This window comes from Pseudomonas sp. B21-041 (genome assembly GCF_024748675.1).
Lineage (GTDB): Bacteria > Pseudomonadota > Gammaproteobacteria > Pseudomonadales > Pseudomonadaceae > Aquipseudomonas > Aquipseudomonas neuropathica.
Map to the genome: position 1 here is coordinate 3,347,563 of NZ_CP087175.1, position 20,149 is coordinate 3,367,711.

Sequence of the window (20,149 nt, forward strand, 5' to 3'; positions counted from 1 at the left end):
CGATCACCAGAAGCCGGGTTATCTTGCTTAGAACTGCCAGTTCAGGCTCAAGCCAACGCCATGCAGCTTTTCGCGACTGGCCAGTTGTCCGTTGTAATCAAGGTTGACCCGTACATCGCGGCTCAGCGCCAGGCTGGCCTGCACGCCGACCAACGCCGCGTCACGCACCAGCGCTGAACTCTCCACCGCGTACGGCGTGCCACCGCTGGCAAAGCGCAGATGCTGCTCGGAATCGATGTCGCTGAGGCTGTGCTGCCAGCCGAGATGGCCACTCACGTCGAGTGATTGCGCGGGCGAAAGATTGAACGTCTTGATCGCCCGCACACCGAGGGTGCTCAGCACCGCGTCACGTTGATCGCCGGAGCTTTTCAACGCCGCAGCGTCGCCCTTCTCGGTCAAACCTTCAGTGTCCAGATGCACGTAGGCCAGATTGGCGAACGGCTCCAGCGCCAGCGGTTGCAGGTGCAGGCGATAAGCCGCTTCGCCGAACACTTGCGTGGTCGCCGCGTCGACTTTGGCTTTCTGTTTGCCACTGACATCGCCGTATTGCAGATCGCGTTTCACATCGGCGCGATGCCAGCTGTAAGCCGCGCCCGTGCTCAAGCGCCAGGCGCCAACTTCACGGCCGGCGTACGCGCCGAGGTGATAGCTGTCGACCTTGGCCGAGGAATGCGTGCCCGAACCCATGCTCAGCGAACTGTCGCTGTAACCGCTGACCAGACCGATGCGCGTTTGCTCGTCCAGCGCGCCATCGACACCGGCCAGCAGCCCGCCAATCGAGGTGTTGTAGCCCGCCGTGTCGTGGCTCGAATCGGTCGTGCCCCAGGCGCCGAGCGCCTTGACCCAGCCATTGCTTTGCGCAGCATTGGTATCGTGCAGGCGCTCGCCCACCGCATCGCGCAACTGGCGGCTGTCGTTGATCAGCATCGAACTCAACGCCGGATAGATCTCGCCGCTCAACTGCTGAAACGCCTGTTGTGCGGAACTCGCATCGGGTGAACGCAACAGGCTTTCGTAGACCGAATTGCCCGCGCCCAGGCCTTCGACGGCAGCGGCCACCGAGCGCTGATTCGGCGTTTGCCCGACACTGGCGAAGGTGGTCGAGTTACGTTCGATATCGAGTTGAATGCCATTGGCGGCGTAGTCGAGGCTGCCGCCGATAAACAGGTAATCCGGCAGCACGGCACCGAACTGGCCCTGAATGCCGCCAGCCGCTTGCAGAATGTCGTACTGGCGACCGAGCAGGCTTTGCGCCTCGCTGGTGCTAAGCAGCGTCGGGTTGTTTTCCAGCGACAGGCTGACCGTGGCGCCGCTGATAGTGGCTGTGCCCCCGGCAACGATGCGGTCGCTGCTGGTCGGCGACAGTTCAACGGCGTAAGTCGAACCGGGCGCGAAGATCACGTCACCGGCCACGTTCAAGGTGCCGATGGAGTTGCCCGGCGCCACGCGAGCGCCGCTATTGGCGGTCAACGCGCCAATCCGGCCGGAACCGCCGAGGCTGCCGCTGTCATTCACCGTTACAGCGGAAGTCAGCGAGCCGTTGACCGTGAGCAAGCCGCCATTGACCGTGGTCGCACCGCGATAGGTATTGTCGCCGGTGAGGATCAACTGGCCGCCGCCGGACTTGATCAGGCTGCCTTGATAAATCCTGCTCGCCGCTGCCGCATCACGGGCAGTGCCGACCGCGTAATCGGTCTGATCCTGCTGACTGGCACCGGCAGCAACGCCGTTCTGCCAGCCCTTGTCTTGCAGGGTTTGCTGCCAGGCACTGTGCTCAGCAAGGTCTTCAGCCTGCCGCTGAATCAGCGCCTTGTCGGAGATGTCATTGCTCCAGACATCGCGCTGCCCTGCCCCCAAGTTGGCATCAAACGCACCGAGCAATTGCCCTGGCCCGCGCATCGCCCGGTTCAGGTTGGCCACGCCCCAGCCGACCCGCTCGGTCGGCGCAGCGGTGACCGAGCCATCCAGTTGCGTTGCGGTAGTCAGCAGCACTTCGAGCGTCTGCTGATTGGTCATGTACGGGTAGCGTTCCATCACCAGCGCCAGTGCCCCGGTCGCATGCGGCGCCGACATTGAGGTGCCGGACTTGATCGCGTAATCACCACCGGGAATGGTGCTGTCGATCTTCGCCCCCGGCGTGGTGATGCACCAGTATTTGGCGAGGCCGCACTGGTTGTACTTTTGCTGATTGCTTTGATCGAGGCCCGACACGGCCAGCCAGTGGCCCTCCAGATCCGGCTGAAAGTACGGCAGCGCGGAACGCACGCTGGCGTTCGGATAGCCGCTGTTGCCGGCGCTGAATACGTTGATCACGCCGCGCCGGGAAACATCCGCTGCCGCGTCGAGCCAGGTGCCTTTATTCCAGTGCTGAGCGTACGCGGCGTGCAGATCAGCCAGTGTCCGGTAGCTGACATCCGGCGGCTGGCTGCCCCAACTGTTGTTGATCGCGCGCACCCCAGCATCGGCGAGGGCGTCGTATACCGCTTTGAAATAGCGCGGATCGGGGTTGGGGCCGAAGAGAAAACTGTCGTTTTTGTTGGTGTTGCCGACGTAGATTTGTGCGTTGTACGCCACGCCGTGCATGCCGGTACCGTCGCGTGAGGCGCCCATGGTGCCGACGACATGCGTGCCGTGGGAGTCGTTGTTGGGGTTGAGGGTGCCATTGACGTTGAACAGTGAACCGTCAATGTAGCTGCCGCTGGCCGGTACCGGGTGATAGCGGTCGCTGGCGAATTCCGGGTGGGCGGCATCGAAACCGGAGTCGAGGGCGCCGATTTTCACGCCTTTACCGGTGATGCCGGCGGCGTAGGCTTGCTCGGCCTGCATCCGGCTCAGGCCCCAGTCGCGGAGGAATTCGGCGCTGCGCCAACTGCCGGGATCGCCGGGTTGGCCGGTTTCGAGATATTGCGCCTGAACCTGTGTTGCGGAAATCACAAGCAGCAGGGTACCGACCGAAATTGGCTTGATGCGTACGTCCATGTTCACCACTCACTTTTATTGTTTTATGCAGGTTCTTTTGCGGTGTCGCCTGTTCCCCTCACCCCAGCCCTCTCCCCCAGGAGAGGGAGCTGACCGAGGCGCCTTGCGTCATGCATCGAGCTGAAAAACCGCGTCGCTCATCCCCTCACCCCAGCCCTCTCCCCCAGGAGAGGGAGCTGACCGAGGTGCCTTGCGTCATGCATCGAGCTGAAAAACCGGGTCGCTCATCCCCTCACTCCAGCCCTCTCCCCCAGGAGAGGGAGCTGACCGAGGTGTCTTGCGTCATGCATCGACGTGAAAAACCGCGTCGATTGTGGATTCAGCTGGTCTCGCATCGACCTGAAAAACCGGCTCGATGTTGGATTCGGTGCCGCTCGTTCAAGTCGGTGTACTTCTGCAATATCCCCGGATCAGTCCCCTCTCCCTCTGGGAGAGGGTTAGGGTGAGGGCTGTTGAGCGACCACAAATGCCTCATCCACCCGCGCCAGATCCTGCTCGTTCAAGGTCCCGGCGTAGTAATGCAACTTGGTCCAGGCCATCAAATAGTCGTACCGCGCCTGCGCCAGATCACGGCGCGTGGTGAACAACTGCTGCTCGGCGTTCAACGCGTCGAGGTTGGTCCGCTCACCACCGAGAATGCTCTGCTTGGTCGACACCACCAGCGCTTCCGCCGAGCTCAATGCCTTCTGATAAGCGCGCAATTTGCTCACCCCGGACAAACAGGCACTGAACTGCCGCCGCAGTTCGATCAGCGTCTCACGCGTTTTGCCGTCCAGTTCGTATTCGGCCTGCTCCATAGTGCGGCTGGCCTGACGCGTCGACGCCGACACCCCGCCACCGGCATACAACGGCACACTGACTTCAAAACCGATGGTGTTGGTTTCGTAGCGCTGGTTGTAGGTGTTGCCGCTTTCCGATTCGTTCTGGCGCATCGAGGCGTAGGCATTGATTTTCGGCAGATGCCCGGCGCGATTGCGCTCCACTTCATACCGCGCGACTTCCACGGCCTGGCGTTGCGAAGCCAGATTCGGGTTATTGCTCACCGCCATTTCATGCCAGGTGTCGTAATTGGCAGGCATCAGCGCGAATGTCTGGAAGTTCTGATCGAGCGGCGCCAGATCACCGATGTCCACCGCCGGCGTACCCACCAGCGCACCCAGCTCCCGCAGCGCGGCGTCCTGTTCGTTGCGCGCCTCGATCTCCTCGGCAGTCGCCAGTTCATAACGCGACTCAGCCTCGAGAATATCGGTACGCGTGCCCTCGCCTTGCTTGAACATGTGTTCGTTCTGCTGGAACTGCTGCTCGTACGCCTTTTTCTTCGCCTGAGCGATGTCGATCTGGTCCTGCGCGAACAGTGCCTTGGTGTAGTTGTCCAGTACGCGAACCAGCAACTCCTGGCTCTTACCGCGAAAGTTCTCGTCGGCAAACAACGATTGCGCGACACCTTTGCGATACGCGGCATAAGCCTCGTAGTCGAGTAGCGGTTGTTGCAGGGTCAGCGCCGAGCCGTAACTGCTGTAGTTACGATCGTCGGTACGGTTACGCGCGCGCTCGTCGAGAGACGTAGCTTTCGACGAGTTGCGACCCTTGTTGTAGGTGTAACCGATGCGCGGCAACAGGCCGGCGCGGCCAATGGCGCGGTTTTCCAGGCCGGCATCGCGTTCCTTTATCGCGCCGAGGAACACCGGGTCATTGCGCAACGCCTGTTCGTAGATCTCGAACGGCCCCATGGCCGCCACTGCCGAGTGACTCGCGAGCAGCAAGAATGCTGCTGCGAGCGTGGAAAGCTTATTCATACAGCCGAACATCCTTATTCTTCGGTCAGCGCAGAGCCGGCCCGGTCAAGCAGCGGTTTGAACAGATAGTTGAGCAGTGAACGCTCACCCGTACGCACGAACATTTCTGCCGGCATGCCGGGCTTGATCACCAGACCGTTGAGTTTTTCCATGGCCTGATCGCTGACACTGCTGCGCAACACGTAGTACGGCACGCCGGTTTTCTCATCGATCATCTGGTCGGCGGAAATCAGGCTGACTTCGCCCGGTACACGCGGGGTTTTGCTCTGGTTGAACGCGGTAAACAGGATGTCCACCGGCAAATGCGCGCCGACCTTGTCGATCAGGTTGATCGGCAAGTGCCCTTCCACTTCCAGCGTGGTGCCTTGCGGGACGATCTCCAGCAATGTTTCGCCCTGACGCACGACCGCGCCTTCGGTATGCACGCCGAGGTTGACCGCGACGCCATCGGCAGTGGCGATGATTTCGCTGTGTTGCAGATCGAAACCGGCGGAAGTCAGTTGCTCCGACAGAGTCACGCTTTTCAGCTGCGCGTCGGCCAGTTGCGTACGGACCTCCTTCTGATACTCCTCGGCGTGCTGTTGCAGTTTCAGCCGCGACTCGAGGATGCCCTGCTCGACCCGGCCGCTTTCGCCGGTGTTTTCCGCCAGTTGCTGCTGCACTTGCGACAGTTGCCGCTGGTACTCCATCAAGCGGTTACGCGGGATGTAACCGTTGTCGGCCAGCGGTTGCAAGTTGCTCAACTGCTGTTGCAGCGAGTCGGCCTGGGCATTGAGATCGGTACGGGCGCGGCGCATGCCGGCCAGTTGTGCGGTGGCGCCTTCGATGCTCGCACGCAGTCCGGCCTGCTCGCGGTAGTAAGCCTCGCGACGGCTGCTGAACAGTTGCCGCTGACCTTCAAGCACCAGCGCCAGGCGCGGATCCGGGTCATTGCTCAGCTCGGCGGGAAAGGTCACTTGCTTGAGGTTGTCGCGCTCGGCCTGCCAGCGCGCAAGGCTGGCCCAGGCCATGCGGTATTGTGCTTGCAGCGACTGCACGTCAGCGGCGACTTGCGTCTGGTCGAGGCGGAACAGCGGCTGGCCCTGCTTGACGATTTCGCCTTCGCGCACCAGGATCCGGCTGACCACGCCGCTGCTCATCGACTGCACGGCTTTGCGCTTACCCGACACGACGACCGTGCCTTGCACCGGAATGCCTTGATCGAGCGGCGCCAGGGCCGCCCAAGTGAAGAAACTGCCGGCGCCAACGATCGCCAGAATCCAGCCCATGCGCGCGAAAAACTTCGCATCGCGTTCTGGGCGTTCGGTGATGTAGGCGTGTTCCATGCTCGCTTCGTTTTCAGTGTTCATGCTTACGCTGCTCATACACCCGAATTCCTTGTCGAGGGCTGATACTGTCGGCTCATGCTGAGCCCGCCCGGTGCCGGTGCAGCTTTTTCCCGTTGTTGTTCTTGCTGGCCGGAAAGTGCCTTGAGCACGTCCTGACTCGGGCCGAAGGCTTGCAGACGCCCGTCATTGAGCACCAGCAGTTTGTCGGCCTGGGCCAACACCGAAGAACGGTGCGTGACCAGCACTACCGTAGTGCCTTGGGCTTTGAGCGCGGCGATGGCGCTGGCCAATGCCGCTTCACCGACGGTGTCGAGGTTGGAATTCGGCTCATCCAGCACCACCAGACTCGGCGTGCCGTACATTGAACGCGCCAGTGCCACACGCTGCTTCTGGCCGCCGGACAAACCACTGCCGTCCTCGCCCAGTTGCGTGTCGTAGCCTTGCGGCAGGCGCAGGATCATTTCGTGGACGCCGGCCTGTTGCGCAGCGGCGACGACTTTCTGCGGATCGGCCTCGCTGAAACGCGCAATGTTCTCGGCGATGCTGCCGCTGAACAGCTCGATGTCTTGCGGCAGATAACCGATATAGGGACCGAGTTGGTCGCGGTTCCAGCGATGGATATCCGCGCCATCGAGACGCACGGTGCCGCCAAGGGTAGGCCAGACCCCGACCAGCACACGGGCCAGCGTCGACTTGCCGGAACCGGAAGCACCCAGCACACCCAGCACTTCACCGGCGCCCAAGTTGAAATTGACCATCTGCAAAGTCGCCGCACGTTGTCCCGGTGGGCCGGCGCTGACCTGTTCGAAAGTGATCTGGCCTTTCGGCGCCGGCAGCGCCATGGCGTCGTCGCTGGGAGGGAACGCTTGCAGCAGCGCATCGAGACGGCGGTAAGCCAGTTTCGCCCCGCTCCACTGCTTCCACACGGCAATCAACTGATCGATCGGGCTCAGTACACGCCCCATCAGAATCGAACCGGCGATCATCATCCCGGCGGTCATGTCGCCTTTGATCACCAACAAAGCACCCAAGCCCAACACCAATGATTGCAGGCACAGGCGCAGGGTTTTGCTCAACGAGCTGATCACCGCACCGGTGTCACTGGCCTGGTTTTGCAGGCCGAGGAAACGCGAATGCACCTGGAACCAGCGCTTACGCAGCGAACCCAGCATGCCCATCGCCTGAATGGTTTCGGCATTGTGCAAATGGCTGGTGGCCAACTGGCTGGACTTCTGCGAATAACCGGCCGCTTCGCCCAGCGGCTTTTTGGTCATGTATTCGTTGAGACAGGCCAAGCCGATCAGCAGCAGTGCGCCTGCTGTGGCGAGCACACCGAGCCAGACGTTGAACAGGTAAATCACAAACAGGTAGACCGGGAACCATGGCGCATCGAAAAACGCGAACAGCGCCGGCCCGGTAACGAATTGACGAATGTGCGTCAGATCGCCCAGTGATTGCCCAGCGTTGCCCTCGCCCTTGAACAGGTTGCGCTCGAACGCAGCTTGGTAGACGCGCAGGTTGAAGCGGCGCTCCAACTGGCTGCCGATGCGAATCACGATAAAGCTGCGCACCACTTCCAGCAGGCCGATAAAGGCGAAGAAACCGACCACCATCAGCGACAGCATCGCCAGGGTCGTTTCGTTCTGCGACGACAGCACCCGGTCATAGACCTGGAGCATATAGATGGAGGGCACCAGCATCAGCACGTTAATCAGTGCGGTAAAGCAGCCGACGCTGATCAGGATACTTTTATAGTCAGCCAATGCCTTGAATAAGGGAGCGGTGGCTGGGGCCTTCGCCATCTTCATCGATTCTTCCTGAAATGATGGGTCCCGCCGCACTTGGGCGAGCCTTCAATTAATGTTCCGCTTACCTGCGAAAGATGACTTGCAAGTACCCGCTTACACTTTCATAACAACTTGCGTAATTAATTGCGGTGCAGTTGTCAGTCCGCGCTGCTTATAACCATAGCGTGGCGCTTTATATTAAAACTTTGTCGCGTTCTGGATAATCAAGGTTATTGCGCCACGCGCTCAAGGGTAATCATCAAGCCAGACTTCAAAGTAGTCTGATAAAACCCGTCACGTTGTCGACTGAAAAACTGGATTCTTGAACCTTCCTCGCCGGTGATCGACAGGCCGTCCGGATCGGGAAACCAGCCGATCGGGGTTGCTTCAAGCCATGCTCCGAGGCAGTCAGCACCTTTGCTCAAGGTTTTGTTTGCCTGCAATTCGACGATGCACGTGTTCGAAGGCTTGTCCTGGTGCTTTTGCGCTTTTGCATCATCAGAACGCTCTGACAATGTCGCTTGCCACTGCCCCGCAAACACCGAGGGTTCTTCAAGTCTGAGGCTGCTTGCCATACCGGTTTCTCCTGAAATCATGATGAGCGCCGCCGAGAGCCACGCCATTGCCTTGTAGGTAAAAGCTTTACAGATCATAGGAATATTCGCTCCGGCGTGTAGCCTTGCTTACAGAGCAACACGATGCAAGTGGAGAAAGCGACGTATCACACGCCGCTTTCCACTTCTACATCACGCCACGATGTCGCTGGTCGCTGCCTGGCCAACGGTGCTGACCTGGAAGTCCGCCACGCCGTGCCCGGAGAAGTCCACCGACAGCAGGCTATTGCCACCCGACGAAGTCAGGATGGCGTCGCCGGCAGAACCGGTGAAGCTGCTGACGAAGTGCAGGCCGGCACCGTTGGTGATACCGGTCAGGTCGATTTTGTCCAGGCCGCTGACGAAATCGAGGATCTGATCGATCGCACCTGGCTTGGAGTCAGAGCTGGCAGCGAACACAAACGTGTCCGAACCGGCACCGCCCCACAGCTTGTCAGCACCACCGCCACCCCAGAGGATGTCGTTGCCGGCACCGCCCTTGAGTTCGTTGGCCACGCTATTGCCGATCAACAGATCGTTGCCGGAACCACCGATAGCGTTCTCGATGATCGCGCCTTTGGCGATGGATACGTTACCCACCATGCCGCCAACGTCGGAGAACGAGGCGTCTTTGAGGTTGATCTTCTGGTTCTGGGTGAAGCCCGAGAAGTCCAGCGTGTCCTTGCCGCCCGCGTCCCACACCGAGAACACCACTTTGTCACTCGACGACGAAGTGCTGAGGAAATCACGGCCAGTGTTGGAGTTGAAGCCGTAGGTGGTGTCACCGGTACGGGTGGTGGTGTTGGCACCGTAGAGCTTCTGGATGGCAGCGATATCGTCCATCAGCGGGCCGGACGAATACGCTTCGACACCGCCCTTGCTGAAGTTCTGACTGGTGTTGCTTTCGCTCCAGTAGCTCATGACGCTGTAGCCGCGGGTGTCTTGGCCGTAGGACGCGTCGTTGTAAGTCGGATTGCCATTCCCGGCGTTGTAGTCACCAGGGTGAGCGAGGCCCAGGCTGTGGCCGATCTCGTGAGTCAGGGTCTGACGACCGTAGTTGTTCAGATCCGGATTCTTGTTCTGCGTGTAGCCACTGTTGATCAGGTACCACGAGGTGCCGTCATAACCGGCGCCGGTACCTGGCAGATAAGCGAACGCTGCAGCGCCATCCTGGCCACCGCTGTAGTTACCGAAGGTCATGTGGCCGTCACCGCCCGAGGCTTTCTCGGTGAAGGTCACGTTGGCCACGTCAGCCCAGGATTGCATGGCGAGCTTGGCTTGGGCTTGTTGTTGCGCACTGAATTGACTGAACCCAGTGATCCCATGCTTGTTCATCGTGCTGGACGATGCCGAGGTCAGGAACGTATAGGTGAGTTCGATCTTGCCGCTGCCGTCCTTGTCCTGGTAGGCAGCGCCGTCGCGCAGCAACTGGGTTGCGGCCTGATCGACGGAAAAGGAGGGTTTGCCATTGACCGTGAGGTTGCCGCCACGATCGTATTGATGGCTGAAGCTATTGATCTGGTTGTACGCCGAGCTGAAGGCTGACAGCTGGAAAGCCTGTTCGGCGGTATCAATAGCATTCGTTTTAACTTTCGACATAAACACACTTCCTTGTTTAGCAATGGAACAGTTTTTGTCCGATAGGACTCTCTCTGGCGAGATCGTCCTATCACTCGCCCAATGAAGGCGTAAGAAACCTGACACAATTTGAAATCTGCCGTAAAGGATTTTTTTGAGATCAAATCGGGCTGTTTCGTAAAACTGCCGTAAACAAAGCGTGCGGAGGTGGAAGAATGTTTTAGTTGCGAAGCTTTTGCCTAATTGTCTGACGATTTTCTATTTAAATATTAAATATGGGTAAGTTGTTTTTTGTTAGGCGCGTCTCACTTTTCTGCACTTTATTAGTGCAATGCCAGTGTATTGATATCAACCAGATTGCTCGCCCAAAGTGTAGGAGCTGACGAGTGAAACGAGGCTGCGATCTTTTGCCTTTGCCTTTCAAAAGCAAGATCAAAAGATCGCAGCCTGCGGCAGCTCCTACAGGGGAAAAGCGGGTCAGCTACCCGTGCGGATCTTGTTCCACACCCGCGTGCGGATCCGGTCAATGTTCAACGGCATCGCCTCCAGCGCAAACAGTTTGCCCATCATCTCCGGGCTCGGGTAAACCTTGGTGTCGTTCTTGATCGCCGGGTCGATCAGGCTGTCCGCCTGCTCATTGCCATTGGCGTAGTGCACATAGTTGCTGATGCCGGCCATTACGTCCGGGCGCAGCAGGTAGTTCATGAACGCATAACCGGCCTTCTCGTCCGGCGCATCGACAGGCATGGCGACCATGTCAAACCAGATCGCCGCGCCTTCCTTGGGAATTGCGTAGCCAATGTCGACGCCATTTTTCGCTTCTTTGGCGCGGTTCTCGGCCTGCAGGATGTCGCCGGAGAAACCGACCGCCACGCAGATGTCGCCGTTGGCCAGGTCGCTGGTGTATTTCGAGGAGTGGAAATAGCTGACGTAAGGCCGGACTTTCATCAGTAGCGCTTCGGCTTTTTTATAGTCCTCGGGATTTTTGCTGTGGTGTGGCAGACCCAGGTAGTTGAGCGCCGCCGGCAGCAATTCCGGGCCGTTGTCGAGGATCGCCACACCGCACTTCTGCAGTTTTTCCATGTACTCGGGCTTGAAGATCAGGTCCCAGGAGTCCACGGGTGCGTTGTCGCCCAGCACGGCTTTGACCTTGGCGATGTTGTAGCCGATGCCGGTGCTGCCCCACAGATAGGGGAAGCCGTGTTCGTTGTTCGGGTCATTGGTCTGCAGCGCTTTGAGCAGCACCGGATTGAGGTTCTTCCAGTTCGGCAACTGACTCTTGTCGAGCTTCTTCAGCGCCCCGCCCTGAATCTGCCGGGCCATAAAGTGGTTGGACGGAAACACCACGTCGTAACCAGATTTACCGGTCATCAACTTGCCGTCGAGGGTTTCGTTGCTGTCGTAGACGTCATAGGTGACCCCCATGCCCGTCTCTTTTTCGAAGTTCTTGGTGGTGTCCGGCGCAATGTAGTCGGACCAGTTGTAAACCTTGACCGTTTCCGCTGCCTGAGCAAGGGAAACAGCAAGCATCAGCGGTGCCAGAGCGAGGGTCTTGCGGATCATGGATCGATTCCTGTGTGGGTTTTCTTTTTTGTTGGCAGGCAATCAAAGGATCAAACAATCAGAAAATCAGCACGTAGCTCTTGCGCACGGTTTCCTGGATATCCCAGACACCGAGCGTGTTGGCCGGCAACATCAGTGCGTCGCCACCTTGTATGTGCAGGGTTTCGCCGCCACCGTCGGGGGTGAACGTGCAGCGCCCGGAAATGAAATGGCAGAACTCTTGCGCGGTGATTTGCCGACGCCAGCGCCCGGGCGTGCATTCCCAGACGCCGGTTTCGACGCCGTCATCGCGCTCGACGCTGGTGGTCGAAGCAATCGCCACCGGCTCGCCGAGGGGCACGGCCACCGGGTTGGACTCGTCAAGTTGCAATGTCGCGGTGTTTTTGAACTGGGTAATGCTCATGGTCTGACCTGTCTTTTGGGCTTTCTTAAAGTAAATCGACGTTCAATGCATGAAGCCTTCCATGAAACCCGCCACTTGGCTGGCGAGTTTGCGCCGCCAAGGCGCGGTCGCCGGGTTGGCCAGGGTCTGGTCTTCGTGGACGAAACTTTTGATGATCGCGTTGTAGCCCAACCAGCGGCATGGCTCCGGCTCCCACGCGCGCAGCGCATGAATGCCACCATCCGGCAGCACCCACGGTTGCTGGGTCAGTTCGCTGTCGCGCTCAAGAATCAAGTCCGCCAGGGTGCGCCCGCCGAGATTGCTCGCGCCGACGCCCTCCCCGCCATAACCGCCGGACAGCGCGATGCCATTGGCGCGATCGCAAAGCATGTGCGGTTTGAAGTGCCGGGACATCCCGAGGTTGCCGCCCCAGGCGTGGGTGATCTGCACGTTTTTCAGCTGCGGGAACAGTTCGCCGAACAGATAACGGCGCAACTCGACTTCATCACGAGTCAGATCAAAGTTATGGCGCAGCTTGCCAGCGAACTGGTAACCGCCACGGGCGCCGAAGATCAGCCGATTGTCGGCGCTGCGCTGGCCATAAGTGACCTGACGGCTGAATTCGCTGAACGCCTGACCCCGGCTGAGGCCAATTTCGTCCCAAGTCGCGGCAGACAATGGCTCGGTGGCGACAATCAGGCTTTGCACCGGTAGCTGATAGCGGCCCAGCGGTGGCAAGGTCACCGAATAACCTTCGACGGCTGGCACGATCCAGCGACTGCGCACGCTGGCTTTCGCTGTGCGTAGACTGCCCGACTGCCAATGGGTAACCGGGCTGTTTTCGTAGATCTTCACGCCCATGCTCTGCACGGTGCGCGCCAGGCCGCGTACCAGTTTCGCCGGGTGGATGGTCGCCACGTGCGGCGCGTAAATCCCGCCATAAGGCTTGGCGACGCGGATCTGCTGCGCCAGTTGCTCGGGGCTGAGCCAACGATAATCGTCGTCGGTCAGGCCTTGGGCGTGCAGTTTGCCCAAGTACTCGCGCAGAGAGGCTTCTTGTTCCGGATAACGCGCCGCGCAGTACAACACGCCGCCCTTGCGGTAATCGCAATCGATGCCTTCGCGTTCGAGGACGACTTCCACTTCATCGGGAATGCTGTGCAGCAGATCAAAGGAAGCGCGGCGCTGTTCCGGCGAGAGGCCGGCCAACAACCGATCTTCGCCGAGCAGGTTGCCCATCAACCAGCCGCCATTGCGACCGGAAGCGCCGAAACCGGCGGTCTGTGCTTCGACAATCGCGATGTCGAGTCCCGGCGCGAGTTTCTTCAGGTAGTACGCGGTCCACAGGCCCGTGTAACCGGCGCCGATGATCGCCACGTCGACGTCCAGATCACGCTCAAGCTCGGGCCGCGCGGTCAGCGGCTCATCGAGTTGGTCCATCCACAAACTGATAGTGCGCCACGCCGGCATGCAAGACTCCGCCACTGAAAACCTTCGATGGCGTCGATCCTAGTGGCTGTGCTCAGTGGATGTCTTGCGCGCGTGCCCGCAAAGAAATTTGTTTCGCGTAAGCCTTGGGCGACTGACCGGTGTGCTGACGGAAACAGCTGTAGAACGCCGATAACGAATTGAAACCCGCAGCGAAAGCCAGTTCATCGATGCGCACCGGCGGCGCGGCGTTATCGAGCGAGCGCAGCAGATGTTGCAGGCGCGCCTGATTGACGTAGCGATAGAAACTTTGCCCGAGCACCTGGTTGAGCAGATAGGAAATCTGATTGCGGCTGTACCCGCACTCCTTCGCCACCCGCTGCAAATCGAGTTCGGGATCAAGATACGGCTGTTGCTTTTCGAAATACTGCTGCAGGTCTTCGGCCATAAAGCTCAACTGACGCGGCGACAAGCCCAGGCGACTGACTGCCGGGCGCTGACTTGACGAGGCCTTGCCAGCAGTTTGCGTGCGCACCAGCGAAGCGTATTCGTTGACGCGCCAGATCAGCCCGTCCCTGACCGTGAGCGCCTCGCTGGAGCGAAACGACACCAGACCGTCGCCGCCGCGCAAGGTCACTTCGTATTGGATGAATGCGGTGTTGCCGTCGACGCGAATGCGGTCGCAATGCTCAAGCAGTTCGTCGGATTCTCGCGGCATGCTGACGCGCACGTACTCGCGTAACTCGTTGAGGCCGAGCACCCGGTTCTGGAAGAAATCGTTGTACTGAATGTCCGGGTGGTACAGCGCCATGACGCTGTCGAGGTCGCGGTGTTTCCAGCTCAGGTGATAGCGCATGACCGTTGCAGCCGTGGCTTGGGTCTGTTCAGGGCCGTCGTCGTCGGCGTGCATAAAGGGCTCGGCACAAAAAACCCGAGCTTGCCCAAGTTCGCCACAGGCTTCAATGACTAATCCATAGTGGCGTTCTGGCGATGATTGCGTAGGCCGTGACTTACATCAAAAAATGCGAAGCAATCGCAAAATGAACTGAAAAATCTCACAGGAATTTCACATGCGGATGCTACTTTTAATGTCAGTCACCGGTTGAGCCAATGAAGGCTCTTCCCACCTAACATGAGCAAACGGAAGCGCTCGATGAAGAAGGCGGGCAACATATGAATAAAGGGTCAAGCAAAGTCACGTTTCCCAACGCATGCCAGTTGATGCGCTGGCATTTCCATCCGATGGGTTTCGAGGCAACGATGGACGCACCGGGCAGTATGATCGCCCGACTGTTCGATCGTGCCAGCGGCGAAACCATGATCGCTATCGCCGGGATCCCGTGCGCGACGGTGATGAATGCAGCGGATGTCGAGCGAATCATCGAGGCTGTGGAGGACGAGCTGGAAGCGTTCATTCCTCCGGAGTCTCTCAAGAGTTACGCATAAGTTTATGATTTAAAACGAAAAGCCAGCAGCGATGCGGGCTTTTTTGTGCTTACGCGGTTTGCTTGGCGGCGCGGTGATCAACGAAGAACGGTTTGCCTTTGGCCACCCGGTCGGACGCCCGGGGCATGTTCACCGCTTGCGCTTCCTGCGGTTCGACATACCAGTAGCAATGGCTGACCGCCCGCGTGATGCCGACATACGCCAAGCGCAGGATTTCGTCTTTTTGCGCCGTGTCGTAGGGCTCGCTGTCGCCCGACTTGCCTAGGCCCGCCATGCGATAGACCTGATTCTTGTAGGGCGAACTGGTCAGATGCTGGCAATCGCCGAGCAGAAACACCGCGTCAGCCTGCAGGCCTTTGGCGCTGTGGTAGGTCAGTTGCTTCAGGCGTCGCGCTTCGTACGGCAAGCTCGAATCAACATTAACTACAGACTGAATATGCTCTTCTATCAATAACTTATCGCTGCTTTTTCGATAAAGCATCAAGATTGAGTGACCTTGACGATAATGTTCGGCAAGGCGCTGGCCCAAGCCCTGATCGTCGCGCTCCAGCACATTGACCGGTTGCAACGGCTTGGGTGCGCCGCTGGCCTTGGCTTTTTTGCCCGGGATCGCCGGTGCCGCGCGAACGATATGTTCAGCGGCATCAATGATGTGCTGGTGACTGCGGTAGTTATCACTGAGCATTACCCGCGTAGTGCTCGGCGACGGGAACTCCTTGTCGAACGCCATGAAATAACTCGGCGAACTGCCGCGCCAACCGTAAATCGACTGCCAGTCATCACCGACGCACAGCAACGACGAACGCTGCGCGCCCCGCCCGACGTGCATGGCCGGGCCACGACTGCGGATTTCCGTCAGACTTGCGCGAATCCACGAGACGATCTGTGGCGAAACGTCCTGAAATTCGTCGATCATCAAGTGCGACAACGGCCTGAGTAACTCGTCGCTCAACAGCTTGAGGTTCTCCGGCGAATGCTCGCTGAACAGCGCGAACATGCGGTTGTAGGTCATGATCGGCGGTTTCTGATCGAGCAAATGATCTTCAAAGGCGCGCCAGAACAGACTCAAGGCTTCAAAGAAGAAACGATCCGGGTCGTCCTTGGCGAAACTCATGCGACCGACCGCGTCAGGCACATCCAGGCCGAGGTTCTCGATGAAGCCTGCCGCCGCCACAAAACAGTCGAGCAATGGCGCGGAAGCCAGCTCACCCTTGACCTTGTAATCGAAGCCCGGCCCGGCACTGGCATCGCCTGCCAAAGTAGCCAGAACACGTTTTGATGACTCATAACTATCAAGCCAAATCAAAGGCTTACGACAGAAAGCTTGAAACAGGGTGCGCTTGACTGCCCACTCTGCGCGCACGCTGAGCTTGGCGTTTGGCCGACTGACCTGCGGGTTTTCCCGCGGATCGAAACCGAGCACCACCCACGCATCCAGGCTCGGAATGTAACCATGACAATGAAATTTCGCGCCGTTGATATCGAAACTCTGCCGATTCGGCTCAATGCCCTTGATCGGCCAAGCACCCGCGCGGAACCACAGATCTTCGATGGCGTCGCACAGCTCTTCGTCGCGCCGGGATGCCAGCTCCGTTACCGCGACGCGCTTCTGCACATCCGGGTGATCACGCTCCAGCTCCTTGAGCTGCAAACCCGCGCGCGACAGTGGCCGAATCAGATGTCGAAAACGCTCGTCCTCGTTGAACAAGCGGTGATAGCAGGCGTTGAGTTGCTGACGTTGCGCATCGTTGATGCGCAGGTCGAACGGATTACTGTCGACCTCCTCCTCAGCACCCTGAACTCGATGACTGAGGTTTTCAAAGGCCTGCAAGCGCTCGAAACCCGGCAAGCTGCGCACCATCGGCAGAATGCGCGAGTGGAAGGTACGCACCAGTTCGCGTGCCTGGCGCAGGTTCAGCGCGTGCCCCCAGAGCGCGAACAGCTCGATCAGTTTGTTGATGAAATCCTTGCGCGACTCGCGGGTGAAGGTCACTACGGTCATCGAATCCAGCTCAAAACCCAGATAGTGGTTGAGCAACAGAATACGCAGAACCAGCGTGGTGGACTTACCCGCGCCCGCGCCGGCAACCACTGAGGTTGACGGGGTTTCGCTGAAAATCATCTTCCATTGCGCGGTACTTGGCTGAGCATGCTCAGGCAACAAACGGGCAACATCGGCCTTCATGCGTTTTTTCAGCTCGGCCGTCAACGGCAGGCGCCAATCATCGAACAGATGATTGTCGACGTTGGGCGGGCGATGCTCGGTGTTGCGACTGTCACGGATCAGCAGCACCTGCCGGCCCTCTTCCAGCCCCTCAAGCTTGCCTTCCTTAAAGCCATATTCGACGCCAGCGGTATGGCCACTGCGGAAACCATCGGCCTGACCGTGCAACCACGACGCACGGTGCTGCGCGCGCAGTCGGGTCAAACCGTGGCCGAAGAAGCGTGCAGCCAGGCGTTTGAACCATGGCATCTCGGCCAAGGGGCGAAGTTCGGGAGGAAGATCGGGGGTGTGTTGCGCCACGCTGACGGGCTCCAGTGTGTGAGGCTGTTGCGGCTATGGTGTCTGTATTTGCCGCTCAGTTCTAGCGAAATGCTTTCAGGTCATTGGTTTAGGCGATGAACTGAAGGTGGGATGAGATGCTTCACAACTATTTTCTTATCGAGTACTTCGATTATAACGCCGCACTTTTTACGCTTTTTATCGATTATTGACTGATAGATGATGGCCGTCATAAACCACCGGTCCCGCGTCGGGTGCGCCCTTCACACCTCGCGTCGAACCTTTTGAGGAGACGATCATGCTTGAACTCAGACCCTTCAGCTCGCTGGGCGGCGCCCATCACGGCTGGCTGGATGCCCATCACCACTTTTCGTTCGCCGAGTACTACGACCCGCAGCGCATGAGCTGGGGCAACCTGCGGGTGTGGAACGATGACGTGATCGCAGCCGGCACTGGCTTTCCCCAGCATCCGCATCGCGACATGGAAATCATCACGTATGTTCGTGAAGGTGCTATCACTCACCAGGACAACCTGGGCAACAAGGGCCGCACCGAAGCTGGCGACGTGCAGGTAATGAGCGCGGGTACCGGCATCGCTCACAGCGAATACAACCTGGAAGCCAAGGACACCAAGATCTTCCAGATCTGGATCCTGCCAACGGAAACCGGCGCACCGCCCTCCTGGGGTGCCAAACCGTTCCCGAAAGGCCAGCGCGAAGGTTTTGTCACCTTGGCCAGCGGCAAGGACGGCGATGACCAGAGCCTGCGGATTCGCGCTGATGCGCGATTGGTCGCAGCCAACCTCAAGGCGGGCGAAACTGCCGAATATCATCTGGATGCAGGCCGTCGCGCCTATCTGGTGCCGGCCACTGGCCTGATTGAAGTCAACGGCTTGCGCGCACAAGCTCGAGACGGCGTGGCGGTAGCGCAGGAACGGGTGCTGAGCGTTACGGCCCTTGAGGACAGCGAAATCGTCCTGGTGGATCTGGCCTGATGGCTTGAATGGCAGGCAAAAAAAGGGGCAACCATCACGGTTGCCCCTTTTTTCATGCGCTCGCCAACATCATCAGCCTGCGATTGCGCCATCCACCAGCGCCTGCGCTTCGACGACCAATTGCTTGAGGTGGTCGTCACCGATGAAGCTTTCGGCGTAGATCTTGTAGATGTCTTCAGTGCCCGACGGACGCGCGGCGAACCAGCCATTTTCCGTCATCACTTTCAGACCGCCAATCGCCTGATCGTTGCCCGGTGCATGGCTGAGAATGCTCTGGATCTTCTCGCCAGCCAGTTCGGTCGAAGTGACCTGTGCAGGCGACAACTTGCTCAGCAACGCTTTCTGCTCCGGATTGGCCTTGGCGTCGACACGTACCGAGAACGGCTCGCCCAGCTCATCGGTCAAAGCCTTGTAGGCCTGGCTCGGATCGCGACCGGTGCGTGCGGTCATTTCAGCGGCGAGCAACGCAGGGATCAGACCGTCCTTGTCGGTGCTCCACACGCCACCGTCCTTGCGCAGGAACGATGCGCCTGCGCTCTCTTCGCCACCGAAGCCGAGCGAACCATCGAACAGGCCGTCGGCGAACCATTTGAAACCGACCGGAACTTCGTACAGACGACGCCCCAAGCGCTTGGCCACGCGATCGATCAGACCGCTGCTGACCACGGTTTTACCCACGCCGGCATCCGCACGCCATTGCGGGCGGTTCTGGAACAGGTAATCGATCGATACGGCCAGATAGTTGTTCGGCGCAAGCAGCCCACCGGACGGCGTGACGATACCGTGGCGATCGTGATCCGGGTCGCAAGCGAAGGCCACGTCGAAACGTTCTTTGAGACCGATCAGGCCTTGCATCGCGTGGCTGGACGACGGGTCCATGCGAATCTGGCCATCCCAGTCGACGGTCATGAAACGGAACGTCGCGTCGACTTCCTTGTTCACCACTTGCAGATCGAGGCGGTAATGCTCGGCAATCGCCGACCAGTAGCGCACCCCTGCTCCACCCAGCGGATCAACGCCCAGACGCAGCTTGGCGTCACGGATGGCGTCGAAGTCAATCACGTTGATCAGGTCGGCGACGTAGGTGTTCACGTAGTCGTGACGATGCGTGGTGCTGGCCTTGAGCGCCTGCTCGTAGCTGATGCGCTTCACACCGGCCAGCTTGTTGGCCAGCAATTCATTGGCTTTGGCTTCGATCCACTTGGTGATGTGGGTATCGGCCGGCCCGCCGTTGGTTGGGTTGTACTTGTAGCCACCGCTTTGTGGCGGATTGTGCGACGGCGTGATGACGATGCCGTCAGCCAGGCCCGAAGTACGGCCACGGTTGTAGCACAGAATGGCGTGGGAAATGGCGGGTGTCGGCGTGTACTCATCACCTTCGGCAATCATCACGGTCACACCGTTGGCGGCCAGGACTTCCAGCGCGCTGGCGCCGGCCGGAGTCGACAATGCGTGGGTGTCGATGCCGACAAACAGCGGCCCGGTGATCCCTTGGGCTTCGCGGTACAGACAGATCGCCTGGCTGATGGCCAGAACGTGCCACTCGTTGAAACTCAAGTCGAACGAGCTGCCCCGGTGCCCGGACGTACCGAACGCCACACGCTGAGTGGAAATCGAGGCGTCGGGCTGTCCAGTGTAGTAAGCCGTTACCAGTCGCGGGATATCGACCAACAATTCTGCCGGTGCCGGTTTGCCCGCAAAAGGACTGAGTGTCATGCAAAACCTCTGAAATAGAGTGGTTCAGGAATAGAGCGCAGTTTACTGGCAGTTTG

At 59.2% G+C, this 20,149-nt stretch carries 14 protein-coding genes; 2 read left to right on the forward strand and 12 right to left on the reverse strand.

The annotated features are described in order from the left end of the window. Window positions 1–27: 27 nt before the first annotated feature. The 10 genes from LOY43_RS14895 to LOY43_RS14940 form a co-directional block, all read right to left on the reverse strand. The gene (locus LOY43_RS14895) at window positions 28–2,979 is read right to left on the reverse strand and encodes an autotransporter serine protease (RefSeq protein WP_258708271.1); all 2,952 of its coding nucleotides are present in this window, start codon (window positions 2,977–2,979) and stop codon (window positions 28–30) included. A 437-nt stretch (window positions 2,980–3,416) separates the two neighbouring features. Next, window positions 3,417–4,787 carry a TolC family outer membrane protein gene (locus LOY43_RS14900; RefSeq protein ID WP_095126057.1) on the reverse strand — a complete coding sequence of 457 codons (1,371 nt, stop codon included), beginning with the start codon at window positions 4,785–4,787 and terminating at the stop codon, window positions 3,417–3,419. A gap of 2 nt (window positions 4,788–4,789) precedes the next feature. Next, window positions 4,790–6,139 carry an HlyD family type I secretion periplasmic adaptor subunit gene (locus LOY43_RS14905; RefSeq protein WP_258708272.1) on the reverse strand — a complete coding sequence of 450 codons (1,350 nt, stop codon included), beginning with the start codon at window positions 6,137–6,139 and terminating at the stop codon, window positions 4,790–4,792. Next, the gene (locus tag LOY43_RS14910; protein WP_258708273.1) at window positions 6,136–7,911 is read right to left on the reverse strand and encodes a type I secretion system permease/ATPase; all 1,776 of its coding nucleotides are present in this window, start codon (window positions 7,909–7,911) and stop codon (window positions 6,136–6,138) included. The genes LOY43_RS14905 and LOY43_RS14910 overlap by 4 nt, the downstream gene beginning before the upstream one ends. 209 nt (window positions 7,912–8,120) lie before the next feature. After that, window positions 8,121–8,543: an AprI/Inh family metalloprotease inhibitor gene (locus LOY43_RS14915; protein WP_156685509.1), complete on the reverse strand. Its 423-nt coding sequence runs from the start codon at window positions 8,541–8,543 to the stop codon at window positions 8,121–8,123. Between the two features lie 93 nt (window positions 8,544–8,636). Next, on the reverse strand, window positions 8,637–10,082 hold the full coding sequence (locus tag LOY43_RS14920; RefSeq protein ID WP_258708274.1) for a serralysin family metalloprotease: 1,446 nt from the start codon (window positions 10,080–10,082) through the stop codon (window positions 8,637–8,639). Window positions 10,083–10,538: 456 nt separating this feature from the next. Then, complete coding sequence (locus LOY43_RS14925) at window positions 10,539–11,624, reverse strand: polyamine ABC transporter substrate-binding protein (protein WP_258708275.1); 1,086 nt, start codon at window positions 11,622–11,624, stop codon at window positions 10,539–10,541. Window positions 11,625–11,682: 58 nt separating this feature from the next. Continuing rightward, on the reverse strand, window positions 11,683–12,027 hold the full coding sequence (locus LOY43_RS14930) for a cupin domain-containing protein (RefSeq protein WP_034154173.1): 345 nt from the start codon (window positions 12,025–12,027) through the stop codon (window positions 11,683–11,685). Between the two features lie 42 nt (window positions 12,028–12,069). Then, a complete protein-coding gene (locus LOY43_RS14935) occupies window positions 12,070–13,476 on the reverse strand; it encodes an FAD-binding oxidoreductase (RefSeq protein ID WP_095049084.1) in 1,407 nt (468 codons plus the stop codon). A gap of 52 nt (window positions 13,477–13,528) precedes the next feature. Further along, window positions 13,529–14,344, reverse strand: a complete 816-nt coding sequence (locus LOY43_RS14940; protein WP_095049085.1) for an AraC family transcriptional regulator — start codon at window positions 14,342–14,344, stop codon at window positions 13,529–13,531. 263 nt (window positions 14,345–14,607) lie between these two features. On the opposite strand from LOY43_RS14940, the gene LOY43_RS14945 reads away from it, so the two are divergent. Next, complete coding sequence (locus tag LOY43_RS14945) at window positions 14,608–14,880, forward strand: DUF1652 domain-containing protein (protein ID WP_025109621.1); 273 nt, start codon at window positions 14,608–14,610, stop codon at window positions 14,878–14,880. A 49-nt stretch (window positions 14,881–14,929) separates the two neighbouring features. Here LOY43_RS14945 and LOY43_RS14950 read toward each other — a convergent pair whose 3' ends face one another. Further along, entirely contained in the window at window positions 14,930–17,404 is a 2,475-nt protein-coding gene (locus LOY43_RS14950; protein WP_258708276.1) for a UvrD-helicase domain-containing protein, read from the reverse strand. A 277-nt stretch (window positions 17,405–17,681) separates the two neighbouring features. Between LOY43_RS14950 and LOY43_RS14955 the strand changes: the two genes are divergently transcribed. Further along, window positions 17,682–18,377 (forward strand): pirin family protein, encoded by a 696-nt coding sequence (locus tag LOY43_RS14955; RefSeq protein ID WP_258708277.1) that lies wholly within the window; start codon window positions 17,682–17,684, stop codon window positions 18,375–18,377. 72 nt (window positions 18,378–18,449) lie between these two features. Here the strand turns inward: LOY43_RS14955 and pgm are convergent, their stop codons facing one another. Further along, window positions 18,450–20,093: a phosphoglucomutase (alpha-D-glucose-1,6-bisphosphate-dependent) gene (pgm, locus tag LOY43_RS14960; RefSeq protein ID WP_095126062.1), complete on the reverse strand. Its 1,644-nt coding sequence runs from the start codon at window positions 20,091–20,093 to the stop codon at window positions 18,450–18,452. Between the last annotated feature and the right edge of the window lie 56 nt (window positions 20,094–20,149).